This window comes from Achromobacter insuavis (assembly GCF_902859645.1).
Classification (GTDB): domain Bacteria; phylum Pseudomonadota; class Gammaproteobacteria; order Burkholderiales; family Burkholderiaceae_B; genus Achromobacter; species Achromobacter insuavis.
Window position 1 is genome coordinate 25502 of the sequence record NZ_CADIJR010000008.1, and the last position, 22509, is coordinate 48010.

19 protein-coding genes are annotated in these 22509 nt (G+C 62.0%); 11 read left to right on the top strand and 8 right to left on the bottom strand.

Features of this window, described 5'->3' with window-relative positions; genetic code table 11:
• Nucleotides 1-9: 9 nt before the first annotated feature.
• Nucleotides 10-1209, bottom strand: coding sequence for an ABC transporter substrate-binding protein (locus H0523_RS06795; RefSeq protein WP_054429158.1), 1200 nt, complete (start codon nt 1207-1209; stop codon nt 10-12).
• Between the two features lie 53 nt (nt 1210-1262).
• Nucleotides 1263-2198 (bottom strand): 3,5-dioxohexanoate:acetyl-CoA acetone transferase, encoded by a 936-nt coding sequence (gene kce / locus H0523_RS06800; RefSeq protein ID WP_054429157.1) that lies wholly within the window; start codon nt 2196-2198, stop codon nt 1263-1265.
• A gap of 270 nt (nt 2199-2468) precedes the next feature.
• Here kce and H0523_RS06805 point away from each other — a divergent pair, with 270 nt between their 5' ends.
• The 5 genes from H0523_RS06805 to H0523_RS06825 all read left to right on the top strand — a co-directional run bounded on the left by H0523_RS06805 (nt 2469) and on the right by H0523_RS06825 (nt 8195).
• A complete protein-coding gene (locus H0523_RS06805; RefSeq protein WP_231689916.1) occupies nt 2469-4040 on the top strand; it encodes a xylulokinase in 1572 nt (523 codons plus the stop codon).
• A 147-nt stretch (nt 4041-4187) separates the two neighbouring features.
• On the top strand, nt 4188-5132 hold the full coding sequence (locus H0523_RS06810) for an ABC transporter permease (protein WP_054429155.1): 945 nt from the start codon (nt 4188-4190) through the stop codon (nt 5130-5132).
• Between the two features lie 14 nt (nt 5133-5146).
• The gene (locus tag H0523_RS06815) at nt 5147-6106 is read left to right on the top strand and encodes a sugar ABC transporter substrate-binding protein (protein WP_054429154.1); all 960 of its coding nucleotides are present in this window, start codon (nt 5147-5149) and stop codon (nt 6104-6106) included.
• A gap of 45 nt (nt 6107-6151) precedes the next feature.
• On the top strand, nt 6152-6922 hold the full coding sequence (locus H0523_RS06820) for an ATP-binding cassette domain-containing protein (RefSeq protein WP_054429153.1): 771 nt from the start codon (nt 6152-6154) through the stop codon (nt 6920-6922).
• 166 nt (nt 6923-7088) lie between these two features.
• The gene (locus tag H0523_RS06825; protein WP_054429152.1) at nt 7089-8195 is read left to right on the top strand and encodes a hypothetical protein; all 1107 of its coding nucleotides are present in this window, start codon (nt 7089-7091) and stop codon (nt 8193-8195) included.
• Nucleotides 8196-8305: 110 nt separating this feature from the next.
• Here the strand turns inward: H0523_RS06825 and H0523_RS06830 are convergent, their stop codons facing one another.
• Complete coding sequence (locus tag H0523_RS06830; RefSeq protein ID WP_006385706.1) at nt 8306-8587, bottom strand: peptidylprolyl isomerase; 282 nt, start codon at nt 8585-8587, stop codon at nt 8306-8308.
• Nucleotides 8588-8786: 199 nt separating this feature from the next.
• On the bottom strand, nt 8787-9803 hold the full coding sequence (locus tag H0523_RS06835) for an amino acid ABC transporter substrate-binding protein (RefSeq protein WP_054429151.1): 1017 nt from the start codon (nt 9801-9803) through the stop codon (nt 8787-8789).
• A 294-nt stretch (nt 9804-10097) separates the two neighbouring features.
• Between H0523_RS06835 and H0523_RS06840 the strand changes: the two genes are divergently transcribed.
• Nucleotides 10098-10421 (top strand): YXWGXW repeat-containing protein, encoded by a 324-nt coding sequence (locus H0523_RS06840; RefSeq protein WP_054429150.1) that lies wholly within the window; start codon nt 10098-10100, stop codon nt 10419-10421.
• A gap of 104 nt (nt 10422-10525) precedes the next feature.
• Here H0523_RS06840 and H0523_RS06845 read toward each other — a convergent pair whose 3' ends face one another.
• Nucleotides 10526-10900: an SEN1982 family lipoprotein gene (locus H0523_RS06845; protein ID WP_231689914.1), complete on the bottom strand. Its 375-nt coding sequence runs from the start codon at nt 10898-10900 to the stop codon at nt 10526-10528.
• Entirely contained in the window at nt 10894-11085 is a 192-nt protein-coding gene (locus tag H0523_RS06850) for a hypothetical protein (protein WP_054429149.1), read from the bottom strand. The genes H0523_RS06845 and H0523_RS06850 overlap by 7 nt, the downstream gene beginning before the upstream one ends.
• A 556-nt stretch (nt 11086-11641) precedes the next feature.
• Between H0523_RS06850 and H0523_RS06855 the strand changes: the two genes are divergently transcribed.
• Nucleotides 11642-12076, top strand: coding sequence for a very short patch repair endonuclease (locus H0523_RS06855; protein ID WP_082404326.1), 435 nt, complete (start codon nt 11642-11644; stop codon nt 12074-12076).
• On the opposite strand, the gene H0523_RS06860 is transcribed toward H0523_RS06855, so the two are convergent.
• Both H0523_RS06860 and H0523_RS06865 read right to left on the bottom strand, forming a co-directional pair.
• Nucleotides 12077-13708: a DNA cytosine methyltransferase gene (locus tag H0523_RS06860; protein WP_054429148.1), complete on the bottom strand. Its 1632-nt coding sequence runs from the start codon at nt 13706-13708 to the stop codon at nt 12077-12079. It lies immediately after the preceding gene.
• A 79-nt stretch (nt 13709-13787) separates the two neighbouring features.
• Nucleotides 13788-14396 (bottom strand): type IV toxin-antitoxin system AbiEi family antitoxin domain-containing protein, encoded by a 609-nt coding sequence (locus H0523_RS06865; RefSeq protein ID WP_054429147.1) that lies wholly within the window; start codon nt 14394-14396, stop codon nt 13788-13790.
• A 596-nt stretch (nt 14397-14992) separates the two neighbouring features.
• On the opposite strand from H0523_RS06865, the gene H0523_RS06870 reads away from it, so the two are divergent.
• The 4 genes from H0523_RS06870 to H0523_RS06885 are packed head-to-tail and all read left to right on the top strand — an operon-like array spanning nt 14993 to nt 22287.
• Nucleotides 14993-16450, top strand: coding sequence for an ATP-binding protein (locus H0523_RS06870; protein WP_231689913.1), 1458 nt, complete (start codon nt 14993-14995; stop codon nt 16448-16450).
• 2 nt (nt 16451-16452) lie between these two features.
• On the top strand, nt 16453-19197 hold the full coding sequence (locus tag H0523_RS06875; RefSeq protein WP_054429146.1) for a Z1 domain-containing protein: 2745 nt from the start codon (nt 16453-16455) through the stop codon (nt 19195-19197).
• Nucleotides 19187-20161, top strand: coding sequence for a PD-(D/E)XK motif protein (locus H0523_RS06880; RefSeq protein ID WP_054429145.1), 975 nt, complete (start codon nt 19187-19189; stop codon nt 20159-20161). Before H0523_RS06875 ends, H0523_RS06880 begins: the two co-directional genes overlap by 11 nt.
• Nucleotides 20158-22287, top strand: a complete 2130-nt coding sequence (locus tag H0523_RS06885; protein ID WP_054429144.1) for an AIPR family protein — start codon at nt 20158-20160, stop codon at nt 22285-22287. The genes H0523_RS06880 and H0523_RS06885 overlap by 4 nt, the downstream gene beginning before the upstream one ends.
• Nucleotides 22288-22509 lie beyond the last annotated feature (222 nt).

Sequence of the window (22509 nt, forward strand, 5' to 3'; positions counted from 1 at the left end):
CGGGCGGGATCATGGCTTCATCAGGCGGCAGGTCGATTCGGCCGGCGAGGTATAGATCTGGTCGCCCGGCGCGCGCGCCACCAGCTTGTAGTAGTCCCACGGGCCTTTCGATTCCGCCGGCGTCTTCACCTGCATCAGGAACATGTCGTGCACCATCAGGCCGTCGGCGCGGATCTTGCCGTCTTTCACGAAGAAGTCGTTCACCGGGTTGGCCTTCAGCCACTTCATCACCGTGTCGCCATCGGTGCTGCCGGTGGCGGCCACGGCCTTCAGGTAGGTGGTGGTGGCCGAGTAGTCGCCGGCCTGCAGCATCGACGGCTTCTTCTTCATCTTCTCTTCGAAGCGCGCCGCCCATTGGCGCGACGCGTCGTCCTGGTCCCAATACCACGCCGTGGTCAGGTACATGCCCTGCGCGGCCGGCAGGCCGAGCGCGTGGATGTCGGTGATCAGCACCAGCAGGCCGGCGATCTTCATCTTCGGCGTCAGGCCGAACTCGGCCGCCGCCTTGACGGCATTGCTGGTGTCGCTGGCGGAGTTGGCCAGCCCGAGCACCGAGGCGCCCGACGCCTGCGCCTGCAGGATGAAGGACGAGAAGTCCGCCGTGTTCAGCGGATGGCGCACGCGGCCCTTGACCGTTCCGCCCTCGGCCTGCACGACGGTCGACGCGTCCCGTTCGAGCGCCTGCCCGAAAGCGTGATCCACCGTCAGGAAGAACCAGTCCTTGTTGCCTTCCTTGAGCATCGCCCGCGCCGTGCCGCGCGCCAGCGACACCGTGTCGTAGACATAGTGCACGGTGTAGGGCGTGCATTGCGAATTGGTCAGTTCCGAGGCGCCCGCGCTCACCACGAAGAACGGCGTCTTCTTCTCTTCGGCCACCTTGGCCATGGCCAGCGCCGCCGCCGAGTTGGCGCCGGCGATCAGCATGGTCACGCCCTTCTGGTCGAGCCACTCGCGCGCCCGCGACGAGGCGATGTCGGCGCGGTTCTGGTGGTCGGCCACCAGCACCTCGACCTTCTTGCCCGCCACCACGCCGCCCAGGTCGGCCACCGCCATCTTGATGGCCTCGACGCCGCCGGGGCCGTCGGCGTCCGCCGACAGCCCCGACATGTCGGTGATGAAGCCGATGCGGATCACGCCGTCATCGGCTTGCGCCGCGCCCGTCCCGCCCAGCGCGGCGGCCAGCGCGGCCGCGCACAGTGTCTTTCTCATGGTTGTCTCCTCGATCCCGCGGATCTTGTTGTGGTGGGTGGCCCCGCCGCCGCTCAGAACGCGACGTCGCGGCCGCCCTTCAGTTGCAGGATCGCGCGCGCCTCGTCGGGCGTGGCGATCTGCAGCGACAGGTCCTCCAGGATGCGGCGGATGCGCCGCACCTGGTCGGCGTTGGAGCGCGCCAGTTCCCCCGGCCCGTCCCACAACGAATCCTCCAGCCCCACGCGCACGTTGCCGCCCATCGTGGCCGCCATCGTCGCCAGCGGCGTCTGCTTGCGTCCGGCCGCCAGCACCGACCAGGTGTAGTCGGCGCCGAACAGGCGATCGGCGGTGCGCTTCATCATCATCACGTCTTCGGGGTGCGTGCCGATGCCGCCCCGGATGCCGAACACGGACTGGATCAGGAAAGGCGGCTTGAGCAGCTTGCGGTCGACGAAGTGGGCCGCGGTGTACAGGTGGCCGATGTCGTAGCACTCGATCTCGAAGCGCGTGCCGTTGTCGCCGCAGGCCGTCAGGATGTGCTCGATGTCCTTGAAGGTGTTCTTGAAGATCAGGTCGTTGCTGCCTTCCAGGTAGGGGCGTTCCCAGGTGTGCGAGAACGTCTTGAAGCGCTCCAGCAGTTCGTACATGCCGAAGTTCATCGACCCCATGTTCAGCGATGCGACTTCCGGCTTGAAGCGCAGCGCCGGCGCCATGCGGTCGGCCAGCGGCAGCACCGGCGATCCGCCCGTGGTGATGTTGATCACCACATCGGACGCGGCCTTGATGCGCGGCAGGAATTGCGCATACAGCGCCGGATCCTGCGTCGGCTGGCCCGTGTCCGGCTGGCGCGCGTGCAAGTGCACGATGGCGGCGCCGGCCTCGGCCGCCTCGATGGCGGAGCGGGCGATCTCGTCGGGCGTGACGGGCAGGTGCGGCGACATCGACGGCGTATGGACCGAGCCGGTGATGGCGCAGGTGATGATGACCTTGTTCCTGGATGGCTTCATGGGCCTGGACCTCTTGGATGTGGGGCCCGGCTGTCTCCCGCCAGGCGCAGGCCATTCTGTCGCACGCCGCCGGCCGCTGTCACCTGAACAGAAATTATCAATTGATAGGGAATCCGGTGCTGCGGCGCAGCGTAGGGCGGGCCGGCGACGGGGAGGTGCGGGATTGGGGGCAGGGGCCCGTGCCATCGCTTCCATTGATGCGCCGGAAGGGGCGTTTTCGTAATATGCCGGTTCCGGCGCGCCCGTCTCTTTGCCTTTTCGATCGATGTCATGAATGCTTCTGTGAACTACGTCCTCGCGGTGGACCTGGGCGGCACGCGCTTTCGCGCGGCGCTGGTCGACGGGGAGGGCGGAATCGCCCATTCCTGCTTCATCGACAGCCCGGCGGGTGTTGCGCTTCAGCCCGGTTGGGACGAGATCGACGCCGACGCGTGGTGGCGCGGCCTGCAGGCGCTGGCGGACACCCTGGCGGCGCAGGCCGGCGCGGCGGCTTTCGATGCGGTCCAGGCCATTGCCATCTGCGGCGTCACGCGCACGCAGGTGTTCGTGGACGCGCAGGGCGCGGCCATCCGGCCGGCCATCACCTGGCGCGATACGCGGGCGGCGGCGGACCTGCCCGAATGGGTGTCGTCGCTGCCGGCCGGCCATCCGGAAAGCGGACAGATCAACGCCTTCCATCCCTGGGCCCGCATCGCCTGGTTGCTGCGCAGGGAGCCGGCGCACGCGGCTCGCGTGCGGGTCGTGCTGGATCCCAAGGACTACCTCAACCTGCGCCTGACCGGCCGGGCGGCCAGCGACACGGTTTCACTGGCGCGCCTGGCGGCTTCGGCGACGCCTGGCCCGGTAGCCGCCGGGCAGGCATCTCCGCCTGTCGCGGATGTGCCGGCTTCGGCGACGTCCGCCGGCGACCTGCTGACCGCCATCGGCGCCGATCCCGCCTGGGTGCCCGACCTGCTCGATCCCCTGGACATCGTCGGCCCGGTGCGGCCCGGGCTGCCGGGCGCGCTGGCCCGCCTGGCCGGCCGTCCCGTGATCGCCTGCGCCAACGACACCTGGGCCGCCGTCGCCGGCCTGGGCGCGCTGCGCCCGGGATACGCCTACAACATCTCGGGCACCACCGAAGTGTTCGGCGCGGTGGGCGCCGAGCCGGTGCATGCCGAGGGCCTGATGACCGTGGATTGGGGCGGCGGCCATCACCAGGTCGGCGGGCCGGGCCAGAATGGCGCCGACACCATTGCCTGGCTGCTGCCCTTGCTGGGCCGCCTGGGCGCGGAGGGCATGGCCGGCGTCGGCCCGGCGATGGATGCCCTGCTTGGCGCGCCGCGCGATCCGCAGCCGGCCCTGTTCCTGCCATACCTGCAGGGCGAGCGCGTGCCGTACTGGGATCCGCACCTGCGCGGCGCCTTTGTCGGCCTGAACCGGCGCCATGGCCCGGGCGACCTGGCCTGGGCCGTGCTGGAAGGCGTGGCGTTCCTGAACCGCATCGTGCTGGAGCGCGCCGAGATGGCGCTGGGCCAGCCCGTGGCCGAAATCCGTTTCGGCGGCGGCGCCGCGTCCAATCCGCGGTGGTGCCAGGCCAAGGCCGATATCTGCGAGCGTCCCGTCATCGTCGACCAGGCCGACCAGCCCGGCATTCTTGGCGCGGCGGCCGCGGCCTGGACCGGGGTGGGGCGTTACGCCAGCTTCGCGGCGGCGCAGGACGCGCTGGCGCGCGTCGCCCGGCGCTACGAGCCTCGGCCCGAGCGCGTCGCCGCCTATCGGCGGCTGTACGCCCAATTCCGCGCCGCCGAGGCCGCGCTTGCGCCCGTGTCGCACGCGTTGGCGGCCCTGCGGCTGGGGTAAAACCCTAGGCGTGATCCGGCGCACCCCGGTGCCGGCGCGCGTGTGCCGGGTATACACTACGACGCCACAGGCCCGGACCACGATCCGGCCGGCGGGCGCGGCATGATGGACGCCCCGCCATCAATCACATGCAGCAAGGGCGAGGCGATGCGCGGCATCCTGGAAAAGTACGGCACGGCAATTGCGGGATTGGTCCTGGTGGGCTTTTTCGCGATAGCCGCCCCGAATTTCGCCGCGCCCGGCAACCTGCTGAACATCGCCAAGGAAACCAGTTTCCTGGCCATCATCGCCATCGGCTTCACGCTGGCGCTGGTGACCGCGGAACTGGACCTGTCCGTGGCCGACGTGGCCAGCCTGGCCGCCGTGGTCACCGGCGCCCTGGTGCATACCGGCCAGCCCGTGTTGCTGGCCATCGCCGCCGGCCTGGGCGTCGGCCTGTTCTGCGGCCTCTTCAATGGCTTTGCCGTCACCCGGCTGCGGGTTCCCTCCCTGATCGCCACGCTCGGCATGGCCGCCATGGCGCGCGGCTTCGCCTTCATGCTGACGGACGGCGTCTCGTACGTGGGCCGCTGGCCCGCCGCCTTCACCGACCTGGCGCGCGGCAAGCCTTTCGGCATTCCCGCGCTGGTGCTGTGGATGGTGGGCGCGGTGCTGTTCGCCTTCTTCCTGGTCAAGTGGACCCGCACCGGCGCCCGCATGACCGCCACCGGCGAGGCCGGCGAGTCCGCCCGCCTGGCAGGCATCAACATCCGTGCCATGAAGAGCATCGGCCTGGCGCTGTCCGGCCTGTGCGCCGGCCTGGCCGCCGTGCTGCTGACTTCCAGCCTGTCTTCCGCCGCGCCCAACATGGCCGGCGACTATTTCCTGTACGCCATCGCCGCCGTGCTGCTGGGCATGACCATGTTCAATCCCGGCCATGCCAACATTCCCGGCACGCTGGTCGCCGCGCTGATCCTCAAGGTCCTGGGCAACGGCCTGGTGCTGATGGGCGCGGCCTATTACGTGCAGGACATCGTCCTGGGCTTCATCATCGTCGCGTCCGTCGCGGTGTCATCGGCCGTGCTCAAGAAAGCGGCCTTCAAATTCGGATAGGAAGGGGAAACAGCATGAACCGATTCTTCAAGCGCACGCTGCTGCTGGGCGCATTCGCCGCGCAGGCGCTGGCCGCCAGCGCCGCGCACGCGTTCGACGTCGGCGTGGTGGCCTTCCAGATGTCCTCGGAAACCCATGCGCGCGCCGCCAACGCGGCCGCGCAAGCCGCCCGCGCCAAGGGCTGGACCGTGACGCAGTTGAACGCCGAGGGCTCGCTGCCCAAGCTGGCCGAGCAGCTCGACACGCTGGTCAACAAGAAGGTCGACGCCATCGTCATCGCCATGGGCAAGCCGGTCGAGACCGACGCCCAGCTGCAGGCCGCCAAGGAAAAGGGCATCGCCGTGGTCGGCGTCATGTCCGGCGCCAGCCCGCACATGCTGTTCGACGTCGAGGTCAATGAATACGCCACCGGCGCGCAATCGGTGCTGTACCTGCTGGGCAAGATGGGCTACCAGGGCAACATCCTGTCGGCCCGCTTCGACGGCAATTCCGGCACCCGCATCCGCGGCAAGATGCTCGACGCGGTGCTGTCGGAAAACACCGCCGTCAAGGACCTGGCCAAGTTCAGCATGGCGCGCACGCAAAGCTGGCGCGACGACGTGCGCAACGGCATGCAGGCGCTGTTCCTGCGCAACCAGGGGCAGTTCAAGGGCGTCTGGGCCTCGTTCGACGGCCAGGCCTACGTGATTGACGACCTGCTGCAGGCGCAAGGCATGAAGAAGGGCGACATCACCCTGGTGTCGGTCGACGGCGGCCCGGAGACCTATCGCCGCATCGCCGATCCCGACAGCCTCATCACCGCCACCATGATGATTCCGTTCGAGCAGCTGGGCGTCACCGCCATCGACGCGATTGACCGCATCGTCGTCAAGAAAGAGCCCAAGGACAAGATCGCGTCCGGCCCCTACCTGTTCATGGACTCGGTGCTGGTCGATGCCAGCAACGTGCAGCAATTCCTGACCCCCGCCAAATAGGCCCACGGCAGGCGGCGTGCCGCGCCGCCTGCCGCCGCATCCTTCATGTCCGCTTCCGCCACCATGACCGCCGCTCCGCCCGCCGCGCTATCGCTCCGCCAAGTCCGCAAGTCCTACGGCGCCGTCGAGGCCCTGAAGGGCGTCGACCTGGAGGTGCCGGCGGGCCGCGTCATGGCCATCTGCGGCGACAACGGCGCGGGCAAGTCCACGCTGATCCGCATCATCTCGGGCGCCCAGGCGCCCACGGGCGGCGAGTTGAGCCTGGATGGCAAGCCGGTGGTGTTCGGCTCGCCGCATGACGCGCTGGCGCAGGGCATCGCCACCATCTACCAGGACCTGGCGCTGGCGCCGCGCCTGTCCATCTGGGAAAACGTCTTCATGGGCGCCGAACTGGTGCGCCGCATCGGCCCGCTGCGCGTGCTCGACAAGCGCCGCATGGCGCAGGAGGCGCGCGGCTACCTGCAACGCCTGTCGGTGCCGATCGACGACATGGACCGCCCGGTCGAACGCATGTCGGGAGGCCAGCGCCAGGCCGTCGCCATCGCGCGGGCGCTGCGCTGGGACGCAAGGGTCGTCATCATGGACGAGCCCACCGCCGCGCTCGGCGTCAAGGAAACCGCGCTGGTGCTGAACCTGGTGCGCAAGCTGCGCGAGGAAGGGCGCACCGTCATCCTGATCAGCCACAACATGGCCGACGTGGTCGCGCTGGCCGACCGCGTCGCGATTCTCAAGAACGGCGTCAAGGTCGTCGAGCGCGACGTGGCGGGCCTGGATGCCGACGCCCTGGCGCACATGGTGATGACGGGCAAGGCCTGATCGTCCGGGGCGGACAAAGTCAGGTGCAAACTTCACAGACCTTCACACGGATCCTGCGTAGCATGGGCGTGTCTCGTTCCCGAATGCCGCATCAATGACTCCCTACGCCGTTTTTCGCGTCGGCCGCCCGCCTCGACGCCCGCTGCGCTCGCGTGCCGCGGGCGTCTTGCTGCTGACTTGCGCCCTGGCGCTGCCGGGCGCCGCCGCCGCGGTGGCGGCGGGCACCCCTGACGTCACCGTCACCGCTGTTTCGCCGGCCCGTTGCATGCGTATCCTGCTGCAACAGCAGGACGACCGCCTGACGCTGCAATCGGACTACGACGCGACCACGCAGACCGTCATCCCCGAGCGGTCGGCCGGGATCCTGTCCAAGGAATTCCGCCGCGTCTACGACATGCTGGAAGAGAACCGGCGGCTCGACGGCCGCTTCGACGCCCGCATGGCGATCCTGTCGCACGAACTGCTGGGACCGCTGCTGCCGTCGCTGCGCAAGGCGCCGTGCGTCATCTTCGAGATCCAGCCGACCTCCATGCACTTCGCGCTCGATCTGCTGCCGGTCGACGGCACGCCGTTGTTCGTGCAGAAGCCGGTCGCGTTCCGCTTCGCGGCGGCGGCCGGGACGCCCGAGGGCAATGCCGCGCCCGAATCCCGCCTGTCGCCCGCCGCGCCCGCGGCTGCGGCGGCTGCCGGCGCACGTCCCCGCGCCGCCGCCTTCGGCCCTGAAGCCCGCGGCCTGATCCTGCGGGATCCGGAGACCGATCCCGACGACGGCGCCGGCGACGTGCGCCGCCTCTACCCCGGCTCGACCTTCCAGCTCACCACCACCGCCACGCCCGACATGTTCGCGCGCAGCCGCTACGATTTCCTGCTGATCAGCGGCGAAGGTGTCGTCAGTCCCACCTGGGGGCGGCCGGAAAAAGACGAGAACGACGCCATCGGCCTGGGCGAGGACGACATGTACCCCAAGGACCTGCAGGGCGCCGCCTTCGACCTGGTCTATTTCGACGCCAGCCAGCTCGGCATGAGCAAGGCCTTCGTCGACGCCGCGCGCCGTTGCGGCGCCCATCACTACCTGGCCCCCATCATCAGCAACGAGTCCGGCAATTCCTCGACCCTGATGCTGCGCTACTTCTTCGGCGGCACCCGCCAGGGCGAGGCGCCCATGGAGGCGCTGTATCGCGCCCGCAAGCGGATCTACCAGGAGTTCGAGGGCAAGGTGAACCGCACCGAGCAGATCTACTACGCGTATCCGTTCCGGTTGTATCTGCTGTAAGAGGGAGGGGGCGGGTTCCCGCCTGCGCCGCGGGCCGTCTGGCGGCTTTCAAAAAAAACCGCCGCCGGCATTGCGCTGGCGGCGGTCTCTGGACCTGCTGGGGCGAGGACTCAGTCCTTGCGGCTGGTCACTTCGACCAGGTGATAACCGAACTGGGTCTTCACCGGGCCCTGGACTTCGCCGACCGGGGCGCTGAACACCACGGTGTCGAATTCCTTGACCATCTGGCCCGGGCCGAACGTGCCCAGGTTGCCGCCGTCGCGGCTGGACGGGCAGCTCGAGTTTTCCTTGGCCAGCTGGGCGAAGTCGGCGCCGTTTTCGATGGCGGTCTTCAGTTCGTTGGCCTTGGCTTCGGTCGAAACCAGGATGTGGCGGGCGGAGGCTTGTGCCATGTTGGGCTCCTTGCGGGGGGAATGATTGGGGTGGGGAGAGTAACGCATTTGGGCGGACTCGCTACGACGCCATCATAAACGGGGTTTGCTGTCGGCTCCGTGGCGTCCCAACCTGTGCTTACATCTTGGAATAGGTGTCCGAGAGCAGGCAACAAAACGGGCGCCTCAAGCGCCCGTTTCTCCATTCAGGTATGCCGCGTCACCGCACCGGCCACCCATACATCAGCCCGCCGTTCCGATACGACGCATTCAATCCCCGAGCCAGCTTCAGCGGGCTGGTCTCTCCCAGGTTCTTCTCGAAACTCTCGCCGTAATTGCCGATCTGCTTGATGACGTTGTAGGCCCACTTGTCATCCACGCCCAGGTTCTTGCCCATCCCCGGCGTCACGCCCAGCAGGCGTTGCACGTTGGGGTTGGTGCTCTTGAGCATCTCGTCCACGTTCTTCGAGGTGACACCGTATTCCTCGGCCTCCAGCATCGCGAACATGGTCCAGCGGACCACGTTGAACCATTGCTCGTCGCCCTGGCGCACCATGGGGCCCAGCGGTTCCTTGGAGAAGTTCTCCGGCAGGATGTCGTATTTCTCGGGATTCTCAAGATTGGTGCGGGCCGCGGCCAGTTGCGACTTGTCGCCGGTGAAGGCGTCGCAGCGGCCCACCGCGAAGGCGCGGACGATTTCATCCATGCGCTCGACCACGACCGGCTTGAAGGCGATGTTCTGCGAGCGGAACCAGTCGGACAGATTCAGTTCGGTGGTGGTGCCGGGCTGCACGCAGACGGTGGCGCCGTCCAGCTCCTTGGCGCTTTTCACGTTCAGGGACTTGTTCACCATGATGCCCTGGCTGTCGTAGTAGTTCACGCCCACGCCGATCAGGCCCAGGGTGGTGTCGCGCGTCATGACCAGCGTGGTGTTGCGCGGCAGGACGTCGACTTCGCCGGACTGCAGGGCGGTGAAGCGCTGCACCGCGCTGACGGCCATGATCTTGGACTTGGAGGCATCGCCGAACATGGTCACGGCCAGCGCGCGGCACAGGTCCACGTCCAGGCCCATCCAGCCGCCCTTGCTGTCATTGACCGAGAAGCCGGCCACGCCGGTGGACACGCCGCACTGCACGAAGCCTTTGTTCTTGACGTTCTCGAACGTCACGCCCGCGCTGGCGCCCCACGACGAGAGAAGGAGCGCGGCGCCTGCCGCGACGGTAGTCAGTGCTTTCATGGTGTCTCCGCGCGGGCGCGCAACTTATGGGTCTATGTCCGCCGACAGGCGGAAATGCGGCGAATGGTATCGGCCGGGCCTGGGGCGGAGAATCGGGGAATTCCCCTTAAATCCACTGTGCGGAATTTACGGGGCCGGATAGTCCCGGGTGGGGCGCGTGGCGGAAGCGTCGCCACGGTGCGAAATCCACTGAAACCATCTGCCCATGGTGCGTAACCATTTCGATAATCCCTTCCGCGCACACTGGCCTCACCGCGTCCGCATTGGCGGACGCGACTGCGAGGGAGATGCATCATGAATAATCTAGTCAAAGCCGCGATGACCGCGGGTGCCGCGATGGTCCTGTCCCTGGGGGCGCTCTCTGTGCCCGGCGTCGCGCAGGCCGGCGTGGCCATCAGCATCGACGTGGCGCCGCCGCCTCCCCGCGTGGAAGTCGTGCCGCCGCCGCGCGTGGGCTATGTGTGGGCGCCGGGCCATTGGGAATGGGTCGGCGGGCGCCATGCCTGGATCGAGGGCGCCTGGTTGCCAGCGCGGCCGGGCTATGTGTATCACCGTCCCGAGTGGCGCCAGCGGCATGGGCATTGGGTGTATTACGAGGGGCGCTGGGGGCGCCATTGAGATCGCGCCCGGCGTGAGTGGCGTAAGGGGCGGCCTTCCCGACGTGGGCGGCCCTCCCTCGCTTCAGTGCTTGAACAGGCGTTCGTGCATCCAGCCGTCATTGATCAGCACCAGCCCCGCGTGGCCGTGGATGTCGCCCTTTGCTTCTTCCGCCATGCTCGTGTATGCGGCTTGCACTTTGCGTTCTTGATCCAGTCGGCCGTGTCTTTCGCCTTGTAGTGGAAGTTCACCTGCGACACCTTCAAGCCCATCATGTTGCTGGGCTCGGTGAAGTTGTCCACATCGACCACGGTGTACGAGCCCGTGCAGAAGGCAAACTTGTGCCGCTCTCCAAGGTAGTTCCTGCCCAATTCGGTGACTTGGTATTCGGTGCCGGGCACGGCGCCGCCGAACAACGCCTTGAGTTCCGTATCGTGCTTGCCGAGCAGGCCGGCATCGGCAAGCGCGTCTGCGCGGGCTTTGCAGCCCTGGCCTAGCATGTCCTGCCTTTCCAGCTTGAGGGCAGTTCCCGCGCGGGAAGGTTGGCGCAGATGCCGTTCTGCGCATCCAGGTAAGCCTGGATGGCTTTGCTAAAGTTGGTCTTGTTGGAGCCCTTGGCGCTGCCGCACGCCGCCAGGGCGAGGGCGATGCTGCTCACGGCAACGAGTTTGAGGGCGGTCTGCAAGGCGGGATCCTCCTTGTAGGCAATGCGCTGGAGCGCAAGTGTGTTGAACCCCTGGCTGAGCCAGACGATTGTGTCGATGATCGCACGTCGGATCAGGTGAATTTCTGATTCGCTCCGTGGATCGCGGGATCAGGAAGGGCGGCAGTCAATGGCCAGCGTCATGATCCGGGCCGGCGCGCTCTTCGAAATGCCGCGCGGCCGGGATCAGCCCGGCCAGCAGGGACTACACGCGTTGCAATTGCTGCGAGGAAGGCCGGCTTGGGTATGCGGATGCGAACCATCCTGACGCGGCATGCCGACGTTTTCGCGGCTGCGATAGCCGAAGGAAACTTTCCTAATCAGCTCGGCCATCGATGAGGTCATGGCTAAGACAGGCGCTTGGTGGTATAGGCTATTGGAGGCGGCTCATCCAATAATGCTCTTGAGGCGCTGCATTTACGAACGGTGGTTGATCGTACGATCAATCCTATTTGGTCAAATGGGGGCTATTCAATTTTGGATTTTTCGGCGCGTAAGACGCCGAAGTGTTACATGTCCATTTTCGTATTATCCGTATATGACGCTTTCGACCACTCTTCAGCGCAGTCGGATGATGGCGGGCATCCGTGGGAAGAACACCCGGCCCGAACTCCAACTCCGGCATGCGCTCTTTGCTGCTGGCTTTAGATATCGCTTGCACCGGCGCGATTTGCCGGGATCACCTGACATGGTTTTCTCGAGATATCGCGCGGCGCTTTTTGTGCACGGATGTTTCTGGCATCGACATGAAGGCTGCCGTTACACCACCACACCAAGGTCAAACGCCGAATTCTGGCGCCTCAAATTCGAAAGTAATGTCAGCCGGGACATTCGGGATATAGCCCTGCTCCGACAGGGCGGCTGGCGTGTTGCAATAGTCTGGGAATGCACTTTGAAGCGAGCGCCGAAAAATGTGGTTGTGAACGTGCTGGAATGGCTGCAAAGCGACCAAAATTTCCTTGTCGTCGAGTGATCAGTTCACCTGGGCGAGATCCAGCTCAGCCTGTCGCTTGGCCGGAATGGGGCCGTCAGGAATCGATTTGCGCTGTAAGGGTGAATTCTTAGCCTTTCTTCTCGAGTTGCGATTCAATTCGGCCAAGACACCTCTGACGATCTTCGCCAGCTTGTGGGCAAGCAGAGGCGGTACTGCATTGCCGACCTGCGTATACTGTTCTGTGCGAGTACCCGCAAAGAAGTAGTTGTCCGGGAACGTTTGCAGTCTTGCCGCCTCCCTGACTGTAAGGCTTCGGCACTGGGTCGGATCGTAATGAATGTAATAGTGGCCATCCTTCGCGATGTGTGACACGATTGTGGTGGCGGGCTCTCTTGCGCATTGCACCCGGAACCTGTCCTTGAAGGGTATAGCCTCGGTATTGGCCCTTTCTTTCGTTATGTTGCTGTGTTTCGGAAGCAGTTTCGGTGGAAATATGTCGAGGCGAGGGGAGTATCTCAGGGTTTGGGCGAAGCATGCGGCGAACAGGTATCGAGCGAGATCAGAATCCATGTGCGCGCGAGCCTCGTGCTGGCAGAAGCCATTCAGACTTCGATCGTGCACCCAACGTTGGAATTCGGTTTGCCCGGCAAACTTGGGTTTTCGGCCGGGCTTCTGTGCGAATGGCTTTCCAACGCTGTTCCATGTGGCTGCTCGGGCTGAGATCCGCATAAGTTCGGTCATAGCCCGTTCGTTTGGAGTTCCCCAGCCTTCGACGTAGGACGGGCCTGCTAGGACTGCCTTGCGCCACGCGTCGGTGGAGTCTCCTCTGGACAGCTTGCTGCGGATCTTTGGGAGATCGTCGATGGCCTGCTTGACCGACACGGGTTTGCTGACCGGAAGCAGATCATGGCGGAACGCGCCGGCGTCCTTTCGGATGCCCAGCAAGATCACGCGGTGTCGGCTTTGCGGTATGCCGTACCTCTCGGCCTGTATCACGAAGTCGCCGGGTTCGAGCGTGTCGCTGTTGCCCTTCTTGACGAAAGAACGGATTTCGTACTCAACCCCAGGCGAAGGGGTACAAAGGTCGGAGAGGATTCGCTCGAACATTGGGCTTCCTGAATGCTGCGACGAGAGCAGCCCCTTGACGTTCTCCATGACGAAGATCGTAGGCAGGTGCACCCTGATGATGCGTAGGTATTCCTTGTATAGGAAATGCTTGACATCATCCTTGAAGGTCTTGTCGTTGGCTCGTCTTGCTCTGCCCGCCAGTGAATAAGCCTGACACGGCGGTCCTCCTATGAGAACCCACGTATCTTTGCCTCCCAGGGCGGCCCGGATTTCCGCGTCGATGTTTGCCTCGTCGGCCTTGCCCAGTTCCAGGCAGCGAGCTTCTTTTTCTGCGTTGGCGAAGGCTTCGGCGACGGCGGGAATTGTTCTGAACGTTGGCTCGTCGATCTCATTGCGGATGTACGAATAGTAGTGCTGGATGTGCTTCGTTCCTCGCAGGTGACGAAACACGGCACGCAGCGTTAGAGTCCTGTGAGCGATAGGGTCTTTCTCGATCGACAGGCCGATCTCGAAGACGGGCTCACGCTTGTAGTCGCGGAGCGAGGAGAACCCCTCTCCGAGTCCTCCGGGGCCTGCGAAGAGGTCAATTACTGGAATTGGCATTGAGGTCCTTAAAATTCTTGTGAGTGCGTGATCGCCGCGGACGGACCGCGTCGACGTCGTGATTTACGTAGTAGGGCAGTCATGCGAAGACGCTTTCCATGTAGGGGCGCATTACATTGGATACCCGGTCGATGTCCGCGTAGTGCGACAGCTCATCCAGGGTGACCTTGCGTTGCTCCCAGCCGTCGCGTAGCGCTTCAAGTGCGACATCAATGCCGATCTTGTTGCGGTACTTGAAGCAGTCTGCAATGGTCTTGGCTGCATTGAAAACTGGTACGTCCAGTCCATCGATGCGCATGGACTGAATGCCCTCGGTCAAAGCCTGGCCTGACATACGGACGGGGCGCAGCGCAGGGCGGTCGAAGCGAGGGGCGGGCGAGTTCTGTGGAATCGCCAGCCAGATCTGATGCGGTGCCTGTGTACCCAGCTCATGTATGCGCAACGCTGAAAGCAGGCAGATGACCCCTCTCGGAACCCTCAGCGCGACCTCTGCCAGCGAAATGTGCTCGCTCAACGGTTGATCAGGACGGGCGTACACGCCGCGGCCAACGCGTCTAAGCCGACCATCCCTGACCAGGCGGCTCAGAATGATAGTTGGCAGGGAGAGGGCGGCGACATCCCGGGCTCGCAGCAGGGATACGCTGCTGGCCAAGGCCAGCACCTGTTCCTCTTGTGTCTGGCTGGACATTCAATTTAAGGTCTGTGATGTTGCATTATTTATTCATTATTTCACAATCGAATAAAGATCGCAGCATCAGCGAGACGGTCCCTGAGTCTAGCCTTGTTCCTAACCATAGCTGCAGATCGCAGAGACCCCAACATGACTGAGTACACATCGGCGGATCTTTAACGAGCATGGGTCAAATACTGAGGCGTTTTGCGAGAGGTTGTGCGTGCCGCCAAGGGGTAAGTGCAGAAAGCTCTGAAGGCTATGGCAGGGTGCTGGGCTTCGTTACAGTGCACTGTTGTCGGTTGAATCCGCTTGCCATGTAGGCAGGCGCGAGACCTTCAGATTACGCGCCGTTAAAAGATCCAAGGCGAGATAATGAAATCGTACAGAGTGCCGAATTCACACCATTCCATCGCGTTACGTTTTGAGATAATCTTGTAAGCTAGGACGGAAGGGGCTCCTTCCGTCAAAGAGACGAGTCGGCGCCATGCGCGCGGCACAGTCCGTACGCAGTCGGGCCTCTTTCGCGGCCGGTCAGGCGAATGCGGACGTACCATGGAGGAGATTTCGATGTTCAGGTGTCTTTGGTGCATGGGCGCCGCTGAGGAGTACCTGTGATCGCGCGTTCTGATCTTGAAACCCTCGAGATCGTCCCTGATCCGGTGTCTTTAATCGAATCCATGCGCGCGGTCGGATACACGACCGAGTCTGCGATCGCCGACTTAGTTGACAATAGCATCTCGGCGGAGGCGGACAACGTCGAGATAGAGTATGACGCGACAAGGGAGCCTTTTGTCGCGATCTTGGATAATGGTCGTGGCATGAGCGCTTCCGAGCTCACGCAGGCGATGCGCCACGGCAGCAGAAATCCGGCAGATCGCCGTCATCCGAAAGATTTGGGGAGGTTCGGTCTCGGCCTCAAGACAGCTTCCTTGTCACAATGCCGAGTGCTCACCGTGATCAGCAAACAAGGGGGAAATCTCTCCGCGCGGCGCTGGGACCTTGACGTCGTTCAAGATTCGGGGCGTTGGCTAGTGGTGGTTCCGCCATTGGAGGCCCTTCAGAAGTTGCCGATGTTCAGCCGGCTCGAAGATGTGGACAGCGGCACCTTGGTCGTCTGGCAGGACTTTGATCGACTGACGGCGGGTTCGACTAATCTGGCGCGTGAATTTACGACGAAGTTCTCAGGGCTGCGGGAGCACCTTGCCCTAGTGTTCCACCGCTTCACCCATAAGGAAGATGGAGCGTCGCCGATCTCGATCAAGCTGAATGGCTTAGCGCTGCCCTTCCGTGACCCGTTCATTCGCGGAAACAGCTACCGACAGCCGCTCGAAGGGCAGACCATTCGCCACGAGTGTGGGCAAGTGTGCGTGACGCCGCATGTTCTGCCACCGGTCTCGCATCTGTTGCAGGACGACATTGAGACTGCCGGGGGCTTGGAGGGCCTTCGAGGAACGCAAGGCTTCTATGTCTATCGTAACCGTCGTTTGGTGATCTGGGGGACGTGGTTCCGCCTTGTTCCGAAGCAGGAATTCTTCAAGCTGACGCGTGTTCAGGTCGACATTCCGAACACATTCGACGATCTTTGGTCGCTTGACATCAAGAAATCCGCTGCGCAGCCGCCCGAGTTCATCCGGAACCGTCTGACTGCGCTTATTCCTCACTTTGCCGAGGCCAGCAAGAGGACTATCTCCTATCCTGGACGCCGCACCGGCACTGCCACCTACGTCTCCGTTTGGAACCGCTCCGAGCCGGGCCATGGAAGGTTTCGGTATGACGTGAATCGCGATCATCCGGCGCTCGTTGCACTTGCCAGCGAAATGGATGATGGTCAGCGACGTCAGCTGGACGTCCTTCTCGATCTGATCTCGTCTGCGCTTCCGCTTGATGGCATCTACGCCGACATGTGCTCGGATAGCCGCAGTCTAGGTGACGACTCTGCGCTCGAGTCACTGGTGAAACTTGCGTCGTGCCTTCAAGAAGCAACCGGGATCGCGCTTTCGGCGATCCTCGATACCGACCCGTTCATCCGTCACCCTAGTCTTCGCGACAGGATCATTCAGAGGGTTTAGCCGTGAAAATCGACCCGTACGTCACCGCAGTTGGCCTTATCGGCGACAACGATCTGACAGACGAATTGCTAGCCAAGGTGCTTGCCATGCTGCGGGTTTGGTCGCCTGACATCGACGATGCGACGATTCAAGGAGTGAAGAGGCAGCTCGAGTCATCCATGGGCGTGAGTCATTCCGTGGGTCAAGGGCTGCACGGCGGGGACATCGCTCCATGGGTGCTGGATGTGAAGGCCTCCATCCCTTGGCACTACTGGGACGCATACGTCAAACAGTTGCGCACCAAGAACTTCGGAAATGAGGTCATTCGGGTTCTTGATCAGGACACGGAGAACATCCTTACCGAGTGCGGCAGTCCCCTGGAGCCCGGTCCCTGGATTTCCAAGGGGCTCGTTATGGGTGATGTCCAGTCCGGCAAGACCGCAAGCTATTGCGGGCTCATCAGTAAAGCCGGTGATGCTGGGTATAAGATCATCGTGCTTCTGACCGGAATGATAGAGGATCTGCGTGCGCAGTCTCAGGAGCGACTGGACGAGGGGTTCGTCGGCCGCGACAGCCGCAAGCTTTTGACCAAGGATCGCTCGGATACGCCGATCGGCGCCGGCCGGTTCTCGACGAAGAGGCCTAATGTTCTCACCTCGATCGACTCTGATTTTCTGAAGGCCAATCAAGAGGCTCTTGGCGGCATCCCGCTGGGGAACATCAGCGAGCCCGTGCTTCTTGTCATGAAGAAGAACGTGTCTCCGCTTTCGAATCTTATCGAGTTTCTGGACTCCCAGATGAAGAAGGGCGTCAAGCAGTTGGACCTACCGCTCCTCGTGGTCGACGACGAAGCGGACAACGCTTCGGTCAATGGTCGCAAGGATGAGGAGCCCGCAGCGATCAACAGGCTAATCCGCGAGCTACTTGAGCGCTTCTCGAGGGCATCCTACGTCGCGTATACGGCAACTCCTTTCGCTAACGTACTGATCAATCCAGATATCGACGAGGATCTGTTTCCGGCAAACTTCGTCTACTCGCTCGAGACGCCGAGCAGCTATCTGGGCGTGATGAGCTACTTTGGAGACGACGCGTCGCATGGAGATGCCGTCCGCAACATCCAGGACGCAGAGAAGCTGCTGCCGTATACGCACAAGAAGGATCATCAGGTAGCCGGCCTGCCGGGGTCGCTGAAGGATGCTCTCGGGGTTTTCCTTTTGTCCTGCGCTGTGCGGGATCATCGGAAGGAGCCATTGCGGCATCGGTCGATGCTGGTCAATGCCTCAAGGTTTACTGATGTACAGGCACGAATAGCTACGCTTCTCAATAACGAGCTGTACGTACTTTCCGAAGATATTAAGCAGTACCTGTCGAGCGATGCTGTTTGGTCAAATCATGCAAGCCTTGTTCGCCTGCAAGAGCTGTGGCTCGAACACTACTCGGATGTCGGCCTGGAATGGAATGAGCTACGGCGCACGCTGTATGAAGCCATCTCCTCGGTGAAGGTCATAACAGTCAATCAGAAGTCTGATGAATCGGACCGGCTAAATTACTCTCTCTACGAAAAATCTCGCTACGGAAGACGCGTCATCGCGGTCGGGGGTTTGACATTGTCTCGAGGGCTCACGCTTGAGGGACTGTGCGTCAGCTACTTCTATCGAAACTCCAAAGCTTACGACACGCTGCTGCAGATGGGGCGGTGGTTCGGCTATCGACCGGGTTACGATGATCTTTGTCGCATCTGGGTGGATCCGAACGCGAAGGGCTGGTACTCACACCTTGCCGAGGTTGTCACCGAGCTGCGGCGGGACATCACTCGAATGCATGCCCAGCGACAACCTCCGCGTCGATTCGGCATGCGCATTCGCTCGCACCCCGATGCGCTGATCGTGACTGCTCTCAACAAGATGCGGAACGCCAACGAAGTCCGGGTGGCCGTGTCGTACAGCAGTTTCGGCGCAGAGACCCCTCTGCTGCCGGAGAGCGCGGATCGCAACGACATGAATCTGGCTCGAGTCAAAGATTTCGTTGAGCGCTTGTCAACTGCGAAGCTCAAGGGAAATCGTCTGTTCTGGGGCGAGATCAAAAAAGCTCAAATTTCGCGGTTCCTGAATGGACTGGACATCCTGGAAATCAATACGCCGTTCATGAGAGATGCGACGAGCAAATCTCGCCCGCTCATCGACTTCATCTCGGGAAATTCGGTGAAGGAGCTCGAAATGTGGGACGTGTGCATGCCTCAAGGCACCGGCGCGACCCTGGAAGACTTCGTTGTCACCGCAGATGGAACAACTGGTGTCAAGGTTCGGCCGCGAATGCGTCAATTCGAGCGAACCAGAAAGAACGTCGGATTCCTTCGCCTGAACAAGCAGCGAGTCGGCGACGTGTCCGACGAACTGGTGGGGTTTACGTCCGATATGAAACGGCAGGCGGAAAAGGATTGGGAGGGGGAACGCATGCGAGACAGGAAGCTTGGTGCAGCTGTGCCAGGCTACTTCTACCGGCGATACCGCACACGCCCCCTCCTGACTATTCATGTGATCGAACCGGGAGATCCCAAGCCCGGCAAGGATGATGACTCGGGCAAGCCGAAGAAGGACAAGCTCGAGGAGATGTTCTCTGCTGCCGAGATCGACCCGCACTCGCTTGTGGCGATTTCCATTTCGTTTCCCAACTTCGACGGGGTCGAGAAGCCCGTCTACTACACCTTGAACAAGGTTGCGCTGCGCGAGGCCGGACTGCTGGAGGCAGATGAGAACGATGACGACTAGGATTGAGACCATCTGGGAGGAAGAGGCTCGAAAGGCCGAGACTCTTCCTATTGAAGCTGACGCGTTTCGACTCATTAGGCTAGACGAGAAGCAGGCTCATGATATCTATGCAGGACTCGACGACGGGTTGCATGCAATTCTGGGCCTCGGAGTGTCGAGTCGACCGCCTGCAATCGTTCTGCAGTCGGATGCATTCGACTACTTTCGTCGCCAACGAGCGGATGGAGCGTGGTTGCTAGTTCTCCGCTTGAAGCGCAGAGGGTTGGAGTCCGTCTTCGGTCGGCTGTGCCAAGATCTTGTGGACTCTGCGTCGTTGGTGAAGGCTGAAGACGCTGTACTTGCACTCTTCGTGGAGCGGCTTCGCTTGTGGGAACGACTCTTCTCCGGATCGGACGACGGGCTACTTCCGAAGCACAAGATTCGAGGCCTCGTGGGAGAGCTTCTTGTCCTGGAGCGGTTGCTCGTCGCGCAGACTGCCTCCATCGGAGAGCTCGTTGATTCATGGGTAGGGCCGCTCAGTGCGGATCAGGACTTCTGTCTCGCCGACAGGTCGATCGAGGTCAAGGCGATTAACCCGGGAGCTAGGTCAGTAGGCATTTCATCTCTTAGTCAGTTGGCTGCACCTGTGCCGTTGACACTTACCCTGATTACTCTTGCCACATCAGTCGCCAATTTCACAGAGGCGGTTTGCCTAAACTCCCTCGTGGATCGACTAGAAGCCCGTATCGCCGCGGAACCGGCGGCGCTGTCGGCGTTTAAAGAACGGTTGCTTGCCGCTGGGTACGTTGATCAACGGCGCTATGGCGAGGATTGGTTCGTTGCGGTGCGAGAAGATTCGTTTGCAGTCACAGCCGGATTTCCCAGGCTGGTGCCCTCGGACGTCGTATCGGCTATCACCGGCGCGACCTACGAACTTGACATCGCCGCGCTCAGTGGATATCGAGTGGAGTTCCCGGCAGCATGACTGATCTGGAGTTCTACTTGGAATTGAACCAGATGGTGGCAAGACGAGCCGCCTCGGATCATTTGGTGGACGTACTCGCGTTCGTACATGAGATTGCCGATAGACTGGGCGATGATCCAGCGTTTGGAGAGTTCGTTTCTGCTGAGTTCTCTGGGTCGGCGACTCGGGGACGGCAGCAGTTCCGTATCCATGGCTTCACCGCCTTCGACGAGGCGGACGGGAGCGTGGGCCTAGTCGTTGGGCGATGGTTTGACGACGAAGAGCCCGAAACGCTCACAACGGCGACCGTGAATCAGCTCTCTGCATATCTCCAGACGTTTGCTGAAGAGGCATTGAACGAGTCGTTATGCGAAAGAATCGTCGAGTCAAACGGCGCATACGAAATCGCTCATCTGATGCAGAAGTCGAAGGCTCGCATTTCGAGAGTTCGTCTTCACGTTATCTCGAACCAACCCCTGAGCACGAAATTCAAGGAAAGAGTTCTTCAGCCTATCGGTGGCATTACGATAGAGCTGCATGTCTGGGATCTCTGTCGACTTCGCTCAGTATACGAATCCGATCGCGAGCGTGAAGTTGTGACGGTGAGCATTTCCGACTTCGGTGCGAGCGGCATTGAATGCATGCGAGCTTCTGGGTCCGAGAGTATTCAATCCTATCTGTGCATTGTTCCAGCGTCACTGCTCGCCGACATCTTTGAGCGTTACGGTAGTCGTGTACTTGAGGGGAATGTACGTTCGTTTCTGGGGATGAAGGGTGGAGTCAACAAGGGCATTCGGCGCACGATTCAGGACGCTCCGCATCTTTTCCTTGCATTCAACAACGGCATCGCCGCAACTGCGACCTCTGTGGAGGTGGGCGTCATCAATGGGAGATCGTTCATCTCGAGTCTCGTCGATCTGCAGATCGTCAATGGCGGGCAGACGACAGCCAGCATTCTCAATGCGCGGAAGAAGGACCGCCTGTCTCTGGAGGATGTGAACGTTGCTATGAAGCTGACCGTCGTGGAGGCGGCAGGTGCCGACGATCTCATTCCAAAAATTGCGGAGTACGCGAACACGCAGAACAAGGTTGCCGTCGCAGACTTCTTTGCCAACCATCCATTGCACAGAAAGATTGAAGAAATCTCGCGAAGATTGGCCGTTCCCTCGAGCGAGGCAACACGTATTCGAAGCAAGTGGTTTTATGAGCGTGCGCGAGGGCAATATCAGAATGAGCGACTCTACCTCTCGGAGAAGAAGAAGCAGAACTTCGATCTCGAGTATCCGGCCAGACAGGTCATCAACAAGACCGACCTAGCGAAGTTCGACAGCGTTCTCAGTGAGAAGCCGCAGTGGGCCAGCCAGGGGGTTCAGAAGAACTTTGTCAAGTTTGCGTCCCACTTTGAACCGAAGACTTCTGAGAAAACCTCGGCCGAGTATTGGGCTGAAGTCAGTCCTCAGTATGGGGACGGCTATTACCAGCGTATCGTTGCCGTCGCTTTGTTGTGGAAGAAACTCGAGGCCATGGTCTCAGCTGCCCGAAACGACTGGTATCGGGGGGACTATCGCGCACAGATCGTCGCATACGGGCTTGCAATGTTGGTCCACGGAGCTCGCCGTTCGGGGCGAGAGCTGGATTGGGACGCACTCTGGAATGCACAAGCGATCTCGTCGGAACTTGAGGAGGCAATGAAAGCGGCGGCGATCCTTGCTCAATCCGTGATTCTTACGCTGCCAGCGGGAGCCACCAATGCGGGTGAGTGGGCCAAGAAAGACACGTGCTGGGAGCACGCACGCGATGTAAGTCTGGAGCCGGCGGCTGATTCTACATGGCTTGTCTCGAGTGCCGAAGCTCGCTATCAGCAAACTGAAGCTCGCAAGCAGGGAAAGCAAGACGACTTGATTGCCCTTCAGCGTCGAGTGTTTGCACTCTGCCAGTCGGGATACTGGGCTGATTTGTCCAGATGGTCCGAATTGCCTGAGATTGCATCCGAGGCGCAGAAAGCGCTGATTGTTCGGGCAAGTACGATCTCCGGCTTTATGAAGATCGGACTTGAAAGAGACTGGAGGCGTTTGTCAGAGTTGGCGAAATCGTGCGATGAAGCAGGTTTCAAGCCCGTGATGGAAGCCGTGAATAATCAGCCCTAGCCCGTCAAGCTCAGCTTATCGGAACAGCCAATCGGCTGATAGTTGTTCCGTCGGAGCGTAACCGCTGATAGCCCCGCCGACGTCGCTCAGAAGAGTTTCTTGTTCGCCAAGCGGGATCGAAGGCGGCTGAGCACTCACTTTGTCGCAGTTAGCTTCATATGCTTTCCAAAAGAGGGTTTACCCTGTGGATTTCAGAGAGCATTTTGGGTACACGCGTGGGAA